Below are 12,712 nucleotides of genomic sequence, written 5' to 3'. Positions count from 1 at the left end.
GTGCGCTGAGAGCGAACACGCGTTCCGTACGCCGGACAGACGCCGGGTCACAGCCGACCTCACACAAAGGCGGCTGCCGCGCCCCGGAGGGCGCGGCAGCCGGACGTTCGGTGCGGTGGGACCGGTTTGTCAGTGAGCCGCTTCGAAAGCCGCTCGGACGTCGGCCGGAATGCGACCACGGTCGGGAACGGTGTAACCGTTGGCCTTCCCCCACTCGCGCATGACCTTCGGGGTCGAGCCACCGGCGGCGGGCGCCTTCTTGGCGCTGCCGCGACGGCCGCTCACCTTCTGGGCGTGGCCGATGAAGAGCGCGAGAGAATCACGAAGCTTTGCCGCATTGGCATCGCTGAGATCAATCTCGTAGGACGTGCCGTCCAGGGCAAAAGACACCGTCTCAGCAGCTTCCGAGCCGTCGATGTCATCCTCGAGGATGATCTGAACCTTCTTAGCCATGTTCCTACCTTCACTGCTCTTCTTCACCCGGAAACGGGCCGAATATCGCCATCGCCGTTAAGCGAGATGCCCATAGCATTACATACGATCCGGATGAACCAACAGGTCGCCATACTGGAAAAAGACTAACGAACGGCATTTCGCTGGAATATGAGTTCCAGTCCTTGCATCGTCAGCCACGGAGAATGCAACGAGAAGCATTTACTCTCGTCGAGAACGAACTCCGCCAGATAGCCGGTCGCAATCACGGTCACTTCCTCGGCGGAGACACCCAGCTCGGTGATGATCCGAGCGACCAGACCTTCGACCTGCGCGGCGACTCCGAAGACCATTCCGGACTGCAGCGCCTCGACCGTGTTCTTGGCGATCACCGACCGCGGGCGGGCGAGCTCGACCTTGCGCAGCTGCGCACCGCGCCGCCCCAGCGCCTCCAGCGACAGCTCGATCCCGGGCAGGATCGCGCCGCCGACGTACTGTCCCGCGGCGTTGACCACGTCGAAGGTCGTCGCCGTGCCACCGAAGTCGACCACGATCGCGGGGCCGCCGTGGAGGGCCAGGGCCGCCACCGCGTTGGCGATCCGGTCGGTGCCTACCTCGCGCGGGTTGTCCATGAGGATCGGGATGCCGGAACGTACGCCGGGCTCGACCACCACGCTCTCGACCGAGCCGAGATGGCGGGCGATCATCTCGCGCCACTCGTGCAGGACCGAGGGAACCGTCGCGCACACGACCACGCCGTCCACGCTCGCCACCAACGCGTCGCCGAGAATTCCCCGCAGCAGCGCCCACCACTCGTCGGCGGTGCGGTGCTCGAGCGTGGAGACCCGCCAGTCCGCGGACACGACGCCGTCGGCAATCAGCCCGATGACCGTGTGGCTGTTGCCGATGTTGACGGCGAGCAAAGACATCGCGGGACGCCTCAGCCCTCGGACAGGTCGAAGCCGATGTCGAAGACCTTCACCGAGTGGGTCAGCGCACCGACGGAGAGATAGTCGACACCGGTCTCGGCGACCTCGCGGGCCCGGTCCAGGGTCAGCCCGCCGGAGGCCTCGAGCACCGCACGCCCGGCGGTGATCTCGACGGCTTCCTTCATCGTCGCGGTCGACATGTTGTCGAGCATGATCCGGCCGCAACCGGCGTCGAGGAGCGCCTCGAGCTCCTCGATCGTGGTCACCTCGACCTCGATCGGCACGTCCGGGTAGGCGAACTTCACGGCCTCGTAGGCCTGCACCGCGCCACCCGCGGCGACGATGTGGTTGTCCTTGACCAGCGCCATGTCGGAGAGCGACATCCGGTGGTTGGCGCCGCCGCCACAACGTACGGCGTACTTCTCCAGCGCCCGGAAGCCCGGCAGCGTCTTGCGGGTGTCGAGGACCTGCGCGCCGGTCCCTTCCAGCGCCTCGGTCCAGGCCGCGACGCCGGTGGCGACGCCGGAGAGGTGGGAGGCGTAGTTGAGCGCCGTACGCTCCGCGGTCAGCAGCCCGCGGGTCGGCCCGGCGATCCGCATGATGACGTCCCCGGCCTTCACCTTGGAGCCGTCCTTGACGCGGTCGGTGACCGTGACCGAGTCACCCATGACGTACGCGAAGACGAGCTCGGCAACGCCGAGGCCGGCCACGACGCCCTCCTCACGAGCGGCGAAGACGCCGATCCCCGTCGAGTCGGGGGCGATGGTGGCCACCGAGGTGACGTCCTCGCTGGGCATCTCACCGGGAGCGGACGTGGGCAGGTCCTCGTCGAGAGCGAGCTCTACGGCGTCGTAGACCTCGCCGGCGTCCAGGCCGGCCTTGGTCAGCTCGTCGCGCAGCGGCTGCGGGATCTCGTCGAAGGGCACGCGTCGGATGGTCATCAGGCTCCTGCCAGGGTTGACTGGGTTGGTTCGGTCTGGGACGGGTCGGTCGCTGGGGCCGGGGTGAAGATGGCGACAGTCTCGCCGTCCCGGAGTCTCAGGTCGAAGTGGCCGGCGAACCCGGCGTCGTCGCGCTCGGCGAAGTCCTCGCGCCAGTGGGAGCCGCGGGTCTCCTCGCGCAGCAGCGCGGACGTCGCCAGCGCGAGCGAGACGGTCAGCAGGTTGGTCGCCTCCCAGGCGGCCGGGTCGATCTCGGTCGCAGGGGTGCCCCCGAGCTGCTCGAGCTCGTCGATCGCCTCGGCGAGGCCGGTCGCGTTGCGGAGAACTCCGACCTTGGTGGTCATCGTCTCCTGCAGCTGCTTGAGCGCAGTGCCGGGAACGAGCGCGCGCCCGGTGCCGGGACCCGGGGCCGGGTCCTCCAGCTGCCGCAGCTCGCCGGGCAGGACCTCGGCGATCCGGCGCGAGAAGACCAGTCCCTCGAGCAGCGAGTTGGAGGCGAGCCGGTTGGCGCCGTGCACACCGCTGCACGCGACCTCGCCGGTGGCGTAGAGCCCGGGCACGTCCGAACGCCCCCAGAGGTCGGTGCGTACGCCGCCCGAGGCGTAGTGGCACGCCGGAGCGACGGGGATCAGGTCGACGGACGGGTCGACGCCGTGCTGCTCGCAGGAGGCGAGGATGTTGGGGAACCGCTTCTCCCAGAACTCACGACCGAGGTGGCGGGCGTCGAGCCACATGTTGGGCTGTCCGGTCTCGAGCATCCGCTTCATGATCGCCTTGGAGACGATGTCGCGCGGAGCGAGGTCGCCGAGCTCGTGGACGCCCTCCATCAGCCGGTTGCCGTCCCAGTCGACCAGGAAGGCGCCCTCGCCGCGTACGGCCTCGGAGATCAGCGGCTGCTGCCCGCGGGAGTCCTCACCCAGATACATCACCGTGGGGTGGAACTGGACGAACTCGAGGTCGCGCAGGGTCGCACCGGCGCGCAGCGCGATCGCCATCCCGTCGGCGGTGGCGACGGCCGGGTTGGTCGTCTGCGAGAAGACCTGGCCGAGGCCGCCGGAGGCGAGCACGACGGCCCGGGTACGCACGATCCCGACGCCGTCGGCATCGCCCTCGCCCATCACGTGGATGGTCAGGCCGGCGACGCCGCCGTCGGCGGCCGTCAGCAGGTCGACGACCATCGCGTGCTCGAAGACCAGGATCTCGGGAGCGCGGCGGACGGCCTCCATCAGCGCGCGCTGGATCTCGGCACCGGTCGCGTCGCCGTCGGCGTGCGCGATCCGATCCCGCCGATGGCCGCCCTCGCGGGTGAGCGACAGGTTGCCGGACGGGTCCTTGTCGAACTCGGCGCCCCACTCGATCAGCTCACGGACCGCTTCGGCGCCCTCACCGACCAGGACGCGTACGGCCTCCAGGTCGCACGCCCCGGCGCCTGCCACGAGCGTGTCGACCTCGTGCTGAGCAGGGGTGTCGCCCTCGCCGAGAGCCGCCGCGATGCCGCCCTGGGCCCACTGCGTCGAGCCGGCCTTGAGCTCGTCCTTGGTGACGACCGCGACCCGCTCGACCTGGTCCTTCAGCCGCAGCGCCGCGGTCAACCCGGCGATCCCCGAGCCGACCACGATCACGTCCGCCCACTCGGTCCAGCCCGGATCGCGGGCGGAGAGCAGCTCGATGTTCATGCTGGCACGCTACTGCGTGAGAACGAGTGGTCCACGCACCTGGTCGGTCCCTGGAACCGGCTCGCTCCTGTCGGAGCCGAGCGCGATGATGTGGTTGGCCTCGTCGACGTGGACGACGTGCGGCTCGAGAGCCTTCGCCTCCTCGGTGCTCATCTGCGCGTACGCGATGAGGATGACGAGGTCGCCGGGGTGGACCAGGTGGGCGGCAGCGCCGTTGATCCCCAGGACGCCCGACCCGCGCTCGCCCGCGATCGTGTAGGTCTCCAAGCGGGCACCGTTGGTGATGTCGACGATGGAGACCAGCTCGCCGGGGAGGATGTCCGCGGCGTCGAGGAGGTCGGCGTCGACGGTCACCGAGCCGACGTAGTGGAGGTCTGCCTGGGTGACCGTGGCGCGGTGGATCTTGCCGGTCATCATGGTGCGCAGACGAGTCATCGGGATGCTCCGATCGTGAGGCTCATGTTGTCGATGAGTCGAGTGGTGCCGACGCGGGCGGCGACGAGGATCCGGGCTTCGGCGCCCGGCTCCGGGTTGGCGCGCGCTGGGTTGTCGGGTAGCGGCGCGAGCGCGGGGTCGGTGACCACGAGGTAGTCCAGGTCGACCCCCAACGCCTGCCGCAGCTCGGCGCGGGCCGCCTGGAGCGCGGCCTCGACTCCGTGGGCGGCTTCGCGCTGCGCGGCGTAGAGCGCCCGCGACAGCGTCGTCGCCTCCTCCCGCTGCTCTGGCGAGAGGTAGCGGTTGCGCGAGGAGAGCGCCAGACCGTCGGGTTCGCGCTGTGTGGGCGCGCCGACGACGTCGACACCGAGGCACAGGTCGTCCGACATCCGGCGGATCAGCGCGAGCTGCTGGTAGTCCTTCTGACCGAAGACGGCGACATCGGGCTTGACCAGCCCGAACAGCTTCGCGACAACGGTGAGCACGCCCCCGAAGTGGCCCGGTCGGGTCTTACCCTCGAGCACCTCGGCGAGCGGCCCGGGGGCCACGGTGACCTGCGGGTCACCGCCCGGGTAGACCTCGTCCGCCGAGGGCGCGAACACGATGTCGACGCCCTCCCGCTCGCAGACCTCCAGGTCCGCCTCGAGGGTGCGCGGGTAGCGGTCGAGATCCTCGCCCGCCCCGAACTGCAGCGGGTTGACGAAGATCGACACGACCACCGGACCGTCGCCTACCCGCTCGCGGGCGACGCGCATCAGCGACGCATGCCCCTCGTGCAGCGCGCCCATCGTCGGCACGAAGCCGACGGAGACGCCGTCGCGGCGCGCGGGGTCGAGAAGCTTGGCGAGCTCCTCGCGAGTGGAAGCGAGAACGGTCATCACTGGTTCCAGGTGTGGATCGGACGCGGCAGGGGCTGCACGGCAGCACGATCTGTGGCCGAAGCGGAGCTCGAGGCAATCGGCACAGTGTCGAGCAGGTTCTTGATCTTGAGCGCCCGGATGGGCAGCAGCCGCCCGTCGGAGACGGCCCGGTCGAGCGTGGCCCGCGCCATGGAGACGTACGACGCCAGGGTCTGCGGTGCGTTGGTGCGGATGTCGTCGAGGTGGGCCGCCACCGTGCCGACGTCGCCGCGGACGATCGGGCCGGTCAGGGCCGCGTCGCCGTGGTCCAGGGCGTTGTCGAGCGCGGCGGTCAGCAGCGGCCGCAGGGTGCCCGCGGGGTCGGTGGCCCCGGCCGCGGCGAGGATCTCCATCGCCTCGGTGACCAGGGTGACCAGGTGGTTCGCGCCATGGGCGAGGCCGGCGTGGTAGAGCGTCCGCATCTCCTCGGGCACCCACATCGGCTTGCCGCCGAGGTCCTGGACCAGTGCCTCGGCGAAGGCGCGGTCGGCGGGAGTGGCAGCGGTCAGGCCGAAGACGCAGCCGGTGAGGCGGGCGAGGTCGACCGAGGTGCCGGAGAAGGTCATCGCCGGGTGGACGGCCATCACGTGGGCGCCGATCGCGGCGGCCGGCTCGAGGATCGCCAGGCCGTGGCGGCCGGAGGTGTGCGCGACGTACATCCCTGGGCGGATGGCGCCGGCATCCGTCATCGTCTTGACGACGTTGCCGAGCATGTCGTCGGGGACGGTGAGAAGAAGGAGGTCGCACGCGCGAGCGACAGCGGTCGGCTTCTCGACCGGGACCCCCGGGAGAAGAGCGGCGATCCGCGCACGGGAGGCGTCCGACTCTCCGGCGACAGCCACGATCTCGTGACCGGCGGACCGAAGCGCTGCAGCAAGGACGGCCCCGACGCGACCCGCGCCGACGACGCCCACCCTGAGTGGGTTCATGGTTAGACCTTTCGTTCCAGTCCCTCCGACCACTCCCCCGTGTGAGCGGAGCCGGGATGGGTACCAGACGTTGTGCCTGCCTGCTCAGCCACCGTGACCGAGCAGTAATGCTTCGGGCTTCGCTTCAGCGAAGCCGAAACAAAGGTACGCCGCCCGACACACTTCCGAAACACCACGATGCCGTGACTGCCATCACACCGAGGTACGGCCGCCGCTGATCACACGCCGGACCAACGACTGGGTATCACCTCGCCCCCAGCATTGGAGTCAATCGAGCGCATCATGGAACAATCCACCCCTCCTCGTCATCTACCAAAGGGTCAGAGTTCAGTGCTTCGTAACGTTGCCGTGCTGCTTGCCGGCGGTGTGGGCTCCCGCGTGGGTCTCGACATCCCGAAGCAGCTCATCAAGATCGCAGGCATGCCGATCATGGAGCACACCCTCGGCGTGCTCGACCGCCACCCGCAGATCGACGAGATCATCATCCTGATGGCCCCCGGCCACCTCGACGCCGTGCACGCGATGACCCGCGACGGCCGCTACCCGAAGGTCTCCAAGATCCTTGAGGGCGCCGACACCCGCAACGAGACGACCAAGCGCGCCCTGGCCGCGCTCCCCGAGGGCGAGGACTGCAACGTACTCCTCCACGACGCCGTACGTCCGCTGCTCAGCGAGGACGTGATCACCGACTGCTTCAAGGCGCTGGTGACCTACCAGGCCGTCGACGTCGCCATCCCGTCCGCGGACACGATCATCGAGCTCAACGACGACAACACCATCTCGCAGATCCCGGACCGCTCGCGGCTGCGCCGCGGCCAGACCCCGCAGGCCTTCCTCGCCTCGACCCTGAAGCGGGCCTACGAGATCGCCGACCAGGACCCTGAGTTCCGGGCGACCGACGACTGCAGCGTGGTGCTGAAGTACCTGCCCGACACCAAGATCTGGGTGGTCGACGGCCACGAGCAGAACATGAAGGTCACCGAGCCGATCGACGTCTACATCGCCGACAAGCTCTTCCAGCTCACCGCTCACCAGCAGTTCCCGCAGAAGGACGAAGCCGACTACCGGGCAGCCCTCGAGGGCAAGAACATGGTCGTCTTCGGTGGCAGCTACGGCATCGGCGCCGACATCGCGGAGCTGGCCGAGTCCTACGGTGCCAACGTCGCCTCCTACAGCCGCTCGGCCACCAGCACCGACGTCGCCAAGCGGGCCGACATCGTCGCCGCGGCCGCTGACGCCGGCAAGCGCTTCGGCTCGATCGACTTCGTGGTCAACACCGCCGGTGTGCTGCCGCGCGGCGAGCTCGCCACCGTCTCTGAGGAGACGATCTACAACGCGACCGAGATCAACTACATCGCGCCGGTCCTGATCGCGCAGGAGTTCTTCCCCTACCTCGCCCGGGCGAAGGGCTCGCTCCTCTTCTTCACGTCGAGCTCCTATACCCGCGGTCGCCGCGGCTACGCGCTCTACTCCTCCGCGAAGGCGGCCACGGTCAACCTGACCCAGGCCCTCGCCGACGAGTGGGCCGACCAGGGCGTACGCGTCAACGCGATCAACCCCGAGCGCACCGGCACCCCGATGCGCACGAAGGCGTTCGGCCAGGAGCCGTCCCACACGCTCCTGGAGTCGAAGGCCGTCGCCCGGGCGTCGCTGGACACCCTGATCGCGTCGAGCACCGGCCACGTCATCGACCTGCGCCGCATCGACCCGATCCAGGAGGCCCTGGACGCTGCGGCGGGGAACTGACCCGATGACCAGCACCCCGACCGCGCCCGCGGAAACGGCCCCGGCCTCTGCACCCGCCCCCGAGCCCAAGAAGAAGGCCGTACGCCGCTCCCGGCTCGGCGCGCTCGACGCGCTCCGGTTCATCGCTGCAGCCGTCGTCGTCGGCTACCACCTCACCGGCATCGCGACCCCTTACTGGGGTCTCGACCCACGGGAGGTCTTCCCGACCCTCAACCACGTCACCCGCTACGGCTACCTCGGCGTGGAGCTCTTCTTCATCATCAGCGGCTTCGTGATCCTGATGACCGCGTGGGGTCGTGACCTGCCCCGTTTCGTCTCCTCCCGCGTCGCCCGGCTGTTCCCGGCCTACTGGGTCGCCGTCATCATCACGCTGATCCTCCAGGCCTACTGGAAGGGCGGCCGCGACCAGGGGTTCGTCGGCGGCCTGATCAACATGACGATGACTCAGGACGCCTGGGACGTACTCAGTGCCCAGGGTGCCTTCTGGACGCTCTGGATCGAGCTCAAGTTCTACCTGCTGATCGGCGTCTTCCTGCTCGTCGGGATCACCAAGCAGCGGGTGATCGCGGTCGTGTTCCTGTGGCCGCTGCTGGCCCAGATCGCCCGGGCGACCGACTCCGGCATGCTCAACTCGCTCCTGTTCGCCGAGCACGCCCCGTTCTTCGCGATGGGCATGGCGCTGTTCCTCATCTACCGGTTCGGCAACTCGTTCATCGCCTGGCTCGCGGTGGCCTACAACGTGATCCTGGGCATCCGCCAGGCGACGGAGTACGCCGACCGGGCCACGGAGCTGGTCGGTGCCACCGTGTCGCCGGTGGTCACCGGCTGGGCGATCGTGGGGTTCGCGGTGCTCGTCTGGCTGGTCTCGGCCGGCCCACTGGGGCGGGTCGAGGCGCGCTTCCTGACGACGCTCGGGGCGCTGACCTATCCGCTCTACCTGATCCACGCGCAGTTCGCGTTCTGGATCATCGACGAGTTCCACGGCCGCTACGACGAGTACATCGTCCTGGCCGCTGCCGTCTCGACCGCCCTCGTCCTGGCCATCGCGCTCCACTACCTCATCGAGCGCCGCCTCCACGATCCGGTCCGCGACGCGGTCTTGCGTGGTTTACGGGAGACTCCGCTTCAACAGCGCTAATGTCTCTCCATGCTGACCCGAGGCCGGCAGAATCGCGGCGCTGCGGTTCAGCCCCGACACATCAATCCCTCCCGAGTGCGTCTCCGCCAGGAGATGGCACGCTTCGCCAAAGGCACCAAGCGTGGCATGCGTGTCCTGGACGCCGGTGCGGGCCGCTCGCCCTACCGGAAGCTGTTCAAGCACGCGCACTACGAGGCCGCTGACTTCGCCCAGCTGAGCTCGGCGTACGCACCGCTCGACTACGTCTGCGACATCACCGACATCCCGGTCGATGACGGGCGCTTCGACCGGGTGATCTGCAACCAGGTCCTCGAGCACGTGCCCGAGCCGGAGAAGGCCATCGCGGAGCTCTACCGCGTACTCAAGCCGGGCGGGCGGATCTTCCTCTCCGCGCCCCTCTTCTTCGCCGAGCACCAGAAGCCCTACGACTTCTTCCGCTACACCCAGTTCTCGCTGCGGAAGATGTTCGAGGAGGCTGGCTTCGAGATCGCCAGGATGAACTGGCTCGAGGGCTACTTCGGGACGGTCGCCTACAGCTACCAGATGATGGCGAAGAACCTCCCCGCGAGCGTCGGCGAGCTTCGCGGGCGCGGTCTGCGCTGGAAGCTCGCCTACGTCGCCCCGATCGTGCTCCTCAACCGGAAGCTCGCCGTCCGGCTCAGCCGCCTCTACGCGCGGCTGGAGGTCTCCGGTCGCCGCTTCGAGCGCGGGATGCCGAAGAACTACGTCGTCGTCGCGCGCAAGCCCGCCGACGGGACGCCGCTCGTATCGAAGCGGCCCGAGGCCGAGACGAAGACCCAGACGAAGGCCGCCCCGACCATGTCCGAGCTCCAGGCCGAGGTCGAGAGACTGAGGACCGAGACCGTACGCACCCGGGAGTCCGTACGCGACCCGCTGGCCGACCTCGCGCTTCCGGCCGAGGTCCGCACCGTCCTCGACGGTGTCCGCGCCGAGCACCTGACCTACCTCAAGCCCGAGAACCTGCAGGTGCTCGCCCGCCAGGTGCTGGACGCCGATATCCAGGACCGGCCCGGCCTGATCATCGAGACCGGGGCGGCGCTCGGTGGCTCCGCGATCGTGATGGCCGCGGCGAAGGACCCGAAGCGGCCGATGAGGGTCTACGACGTCTTCGGGATGATCCCGGAGCCGTCCGAGCGCGACGGCGACGACGTGCACAAGCGCTACCAGAAGATCGTCAGCGGCACGTCGAAGGGGATCGGCGGGGAGACCTACTACGGCTATCGCGACAACCTCTATGACGAGGTGAGCGACTCATTCACCAGGCACGGGATCGATCCGGCGCAGCACAACGTCGAGCTGGTGCAGGGCCTGTTCCAGGACACGCTGAAGATCGACGAGCCGGTCGCCTTCGCCCACCTCGACGGTGACTGGTACGAGTCGACGATGACGTGCTTGGAGCGGATCGTCCCCCACCTGGTCGTGGGGGGACGGATCGTGCTCGACGACTACTTCCACTACAGCGGGTGCCGCGACGCTGTCGACGAGTACTTCAAGGACCGTCCCGGCTTCCGGTTGGAGCGGCGTACGAAGCTGCACGTCGTACGCACGGCCGGAGCCTGACGCCCGCCGGTCAGCGGCGCTGCAGGTGAAGGACGTCGTTCGGACCGAACGACACCTCGAAGTTCGGGCGCACCTCGCGGGGCCGGCCGAGCTTGGTCTCCCAGTTCCAGTTGTGGACCGTGAACCGGAGCCGTAGGTCGAGGTTGCGCGCCTTCTCCGAGAACTCCTCGAAGACCTCCGCGAGGTCGAATCTGGAGGCGAGCCGGAACTCACCGCGGCCCTCGGGCGAGACCTCGAGCGGCAGCGCGGCCACCTCGCCGGTCTCGTTGCAGACGGCGTCGAGGGTGACGATGCGGTCCGCCATCACGCCCTTCGGCCACTCGCCCATCACGGTGAGCATGGCGTCGAAGCGGAGCGTACGAGAGTCACGGAAGGCGGCCGAGCTGGCCTGGGTGCGACCCAGCCGGCTGGCCGGACCCGGCAGCCGGGTCGCGACGCCCTCGGGCATCGGGCGCGCCCAGCCGAGGGCGTGGACGTCGAGCCGGGCGCGCGCGTTCTCGATCCGGCCCGGTCGCTGCGCGACGGCGCCCTCGAAGGCGACGCGCCAGTCCTCGAGGAAGGCGCGCCAGTCGTGCTTGCTCGCCTTCTCCAGAGCCTTGCGGGACATCTCGGCCACCGCGGCGGGGTCGTCGATCATCTGGATGCAGCGCTCGGCGACCGCGTCGATGTCCTCGGCCTCGACGATGAAGCCGTCGACACCGTCGCTGATCTGCTCGCGCGGACCGTAGTTGATGTCGTAGCTGATCACCGGGCAGCCGAAGGAGAGCGACTCGAGGGTCGCCAGCGGGTAGCCCTCGTTGACGCTGGTCATGATGAAGCCGGTGGCGTGCAGCAGCGCTTCCTTGGCTCGCGGGTCGTGGCCCATGAGCTGGACGTTCTTGCCGACGTCGAGGGTCTCGATCAGGTCGGCGAGCGGCTTGTAGAGCTTGCCGTCACCGTAGATCTGGAACTTGGCCTCCGGCCGCTTCTCGATCACCTTCGCGAAGGCCTTGATGGCGTGCTCGAGGCGCTTCTGCGGCTCGAGCCGGGCGACGGTGACGAACGTCGCCGGCTCCCGCTGGGGCATCGTCTCGGGCAGCTCCGGCAGCTCGACCGGGTTGGGCACCACGAACCGGTGCGAGGTCGAGCCGTAGCGCATCGCGATGTGCTCGGACTGACGATGGGTCAGGTTCACCAGCGCGTCGTACTCGTGGATGTTGTCGAGCAGCGGGGCGTACTTGCCCGAGAGCTGGGAGTTCCAGCGGCGCTCCTTCACGACATGGTTGTTGTGCATGAGGTGGAGGAAGTAGAAGCGGTCGTCCTGTCGGGGCATGACGTCACGCAGCGCGAACCGGGAGTCGGTCACGAAGAAGACCCGCTCGGCGTCGCCGGCGAGCAGCTCGAGCCAGTGCCACAGCCAGCCGCCGACCGTCTCCCACGACCGGATCGGACGCCCCTCGGCGTCGGTGAGGATGTAGGGCACCCGGGACGCGGCCGGGGCACCCGGACCCGGCGCCCGCAGGTAGATCGACCCGTCGGCGCGACGGTAGTCACGCGCCAGGTCCTTCCCCGACTGCGAGTGGGCGGTGTAGTAGACCGTGCCGTCGGGGTGCAGTACGTCGGAGGTGGTCGTGCCGGCCACCTCACCCAGCTGGCCACCGAGCGCGGCCACGGACTCGTCCGGCGCGTCGGTCGGGGTGTTCAGCCGGTACCACTCGTAGAGGTTGAGGAGGTCCATGCCCTCGACCAGCTGGCCCGACTCGCGCAGCACCTCGCGCACCTCGTCGTAGACGGGCTTCGACTCGGTCGTCAGCAGCGTGGTCGGGATCCCGGTGTGCTGCGTGATCAGGCGGTTGCGCATGATCATCGCCCGCGTCTGCCCACCGAACTTGGTCGCGATCTCGTTGCACATCGTGAGGTAGCGGCCCTCAGGGAACGCGACCTGCTCGTGGGGGTTGGGGATCGGCATGCGCAGAGATTAGTCGGCGTCTTTGGGGATTGCCGATTCTTCGGGCAGGATATCCGGC

Annotated in this window: 11 protein-coding genes; 3 read left to right on the top strand and 8 right to left on the bottom strand. The window is 68.8% G+C overall.

The features are described from left to right. Positions 1-129: 129 nt before the first annotated feature. The 7 genes from ACFX43_RS13140 to ACFX43_RS13110 form a co-directional block, all read right to left on the bottom strand. Positions 130-453 (bottom strand): Lsr2 family protein, encoded by a 324-nt coding sequence (locus ACFX43_RS13140; RefSeq protein WP_045547125.1) that lies wholly within the window; start codon positions 451-453, stop codon positions 130-132. A gap of 125 nt (positions 454-578) precedes the next feature. Next, entirely contained in the window at positions 579-1,361 is a 783-nt protein-coding gene (locus ACFX43_RS13135; RefSeq protein WP_378822005.1) for a type III pantothenate kinase, read from the bottom strand. A gap of 11 nt (positions 1,362-1,372) precedes the next feature. Further along, a complete protein-coding gene (nadC, locus tag ACFX43_RS13130; protein WP_378821987.1) occupies positions 1,373-2,302 on the bottom strand; it encodes a carboxylating nicotinate-nucleotide diphosphorylase in 930 nt (309 codons plus the stop codon). Next, entirely contained in the window at positions 2,302-3,978 is a 1,677-nt protein-coding gene (locus tag ACFX43_RS13125; RefSeq protein WP_378821953.1) for an L-aspartate oxidase, read from the bottom strand. The genes nadC and ACFX43_RS13125 overlap by 1 nt, the downstream gene beginning before the upstream one ends. A 9-nt stretch (positions 3,979-3,987) precedes the next feature. Continuing rightward, positions 3,988-4,413, bottom strand: coding sequence for an aspartate 1-decarboxylase (gene panD / locus ACFX43_RS13120; protein WP_378821931.1), 426 nt, complete (start codon positions 4,411-4,413; stop codon positions 3,988-3,990). Then, on the bottom strand, positions 4,410-5,291 hold the full coding sequence (gene panC, locus ACFX43_RS13115; RefSeq protein WP_378821897.1) for a pantoate--beta-alanine ligase: 882 nt from the start codon (positions 5,289-5,291) through the stop codon (positions 4,410-4,412). The genes panD and panC overlap by 4 nt, the downstream gene beginning before the upstream one ends. Beyond that, positions 5,291-6,241 (bottom strand): Rossmann-like and DUF2520 domain-containing protein, encoded by a 951-nt coding sequence (locus ACFX43_RS13110; RefSeq protein ID WP_378821871.1) that lies wholly within the window; start codon positions 6,239-6,241, stop codon positions 5,291-5,293. Before ACFX43_RS13110 ends, panC begins: the two co-directional genes overlap by 1 nt. 330 nt (positions 6,242-6,571) lie before the next feature. Between ACFX43_RS13110 and ACFX43_RS13105 the strand changes: the two genes are divergently transcribed. From ACFX43_RS13105 to ACFX43_RS13095, 3 genes are read left to right on the top strand one after another with little or no spacing between them, the layout of a single operon-like run. Then, positions 6,572-7,987, top strand: coding sequence for an SDR family NAD(P)-dependent oxidoreductase (locus ACFX43_RS13105; protein WP_378821843.1), 1,416 nt, complete (start codon positions 6,572-6,574; stop codon positions 7,985-7,987). 4 nt (positions 7,988-7,991) lie between these two features. Next, complete coding sequence (locus ACFX43_RS13100) at positions 7,992-9,125, top strand: acyltransferase family protein (RefSeq protein ID WP_378821825.1); 1,134 nt, start codon at positions 7,992-7,994, stop codon at positions 9,123-9,125. A gap of 9 nt (positions 9,126-9,134) precedes the next feature. Next, positions 9,135-10,706 (top strand): class I SAM-dependent methyltransferase, encoded by a 1,572-nt coding sequence (locus tag ACFX43_RS13095; protein WP_378821818.1) that lies wholly within the window; start codon positions 9,135-9,137, stop codon positions 10,704-10,706. 10 nt (positions 10,707-10,716) lie between these two features. Here the strand turns inward: ACFX43_RS13095 and ACFX43_RS13090 are convergent, their stop codons facing one another. Beyond that, entirely contained in the window at positions 10,717-12,654 is a 1,938-nt protein-coding gene (locus tag ACFX43_RS13090) for a glycosyltransferase (protein WP_378821811.1), read from the bottom strand. Positions 12,655-12,712: the final 58 nt, after the last annotated feature.

The organism is Nocardioides sp. YIM B13467, assembly GCF_042788075.1.
GTDB lineage: Bacteria > Actinomycetota > Actinomycetes > Propionibacteriales > Nocardioidaceae > Nocardioides.
The sequence above is the reverse complement of the archived record's forward strand: the minus strand, read 5'-3'. Positions and strand labels throughout refer to the sequence as shown.

What these genes read in the sequence shown, in the direction of transcription:
- nadC (WP_378821987.1), bottom strand. Translation starts at nt 2,302, where the DNA reads ATGACCATCCGACGCGTGCCCTTCGACGAGATCCCGCAGCCGCTGCGC.
- panD (WP_378821931.1), bottom strand. Translation starts at nt 4,413, where the DNA reads ATGACTCGTCTGCGCACCATGATGACCGGCAAGATCCACCGCGCCACG.
- ACFX43_RS13135 (WP_378822005.1), bottom strand. Translation starts at nt 1,361, where the DNA reads ATGTCTTTGCTCGCCGTCAACATCGGCAACAGCCACACGGTCATCGGG.
- ACFX43_RS13100 (WP_378821825.1), top strand. Translation starts at nt 7,992, where the DNA reads ATGACCAGCACCCCGACCGCGCCCGCGGAAACGGCCCCGGCCTCTGCA.
- panC (WP_378821897.1), bottom strand. Translation starts at nt 5,291, where the DNA reads ATGACCGTTCTCGCTTCCACTCGCGAGGAGCTCGCCAAGCTTCTCGAC.
- ACFX43_RS13125 (WP_378821953.1), bottom strand. Translation starts at nt 3,978, where the DNA reads ATGAACATCGAGCTGCTCTCCGCCCGCGATCCGGGCTGGACCGAGTGG.
- ACFX43_RS13095 (WP_378821818.1), top strand. Translation starts at nt 9,135, where the DNA reads ATGCTGACCCGAGGCCGGCAGAATCGCGGCGCTGCGGTTCAGCCCCGA.
- ACFX43_RS13140 (WP_045547125.1), bottom strand. Translation starts at nt 453, where the DNA reads ATGGCTAAGAAGGTTCAGATCATCCTCGAGGATGACATCGACGGCTCG.
- ACFX43_RS13090 (WP_378821811.1), bottom strand. Translation starts at nt 12,654, where the DNA reads ATGCCGATCCCCAACCCCCACGAGCAGGTCGCGTTCCCTGAGGGCCGC.
- ACFX43_RS13110 (WP_378821871.1), bottom strand. Translation starts at nt 6,241, where the DNA reads ATGAACCCACTCAGGGTGGGCGTCGTCGGCGCGGGTCGCGTCGGGGCC.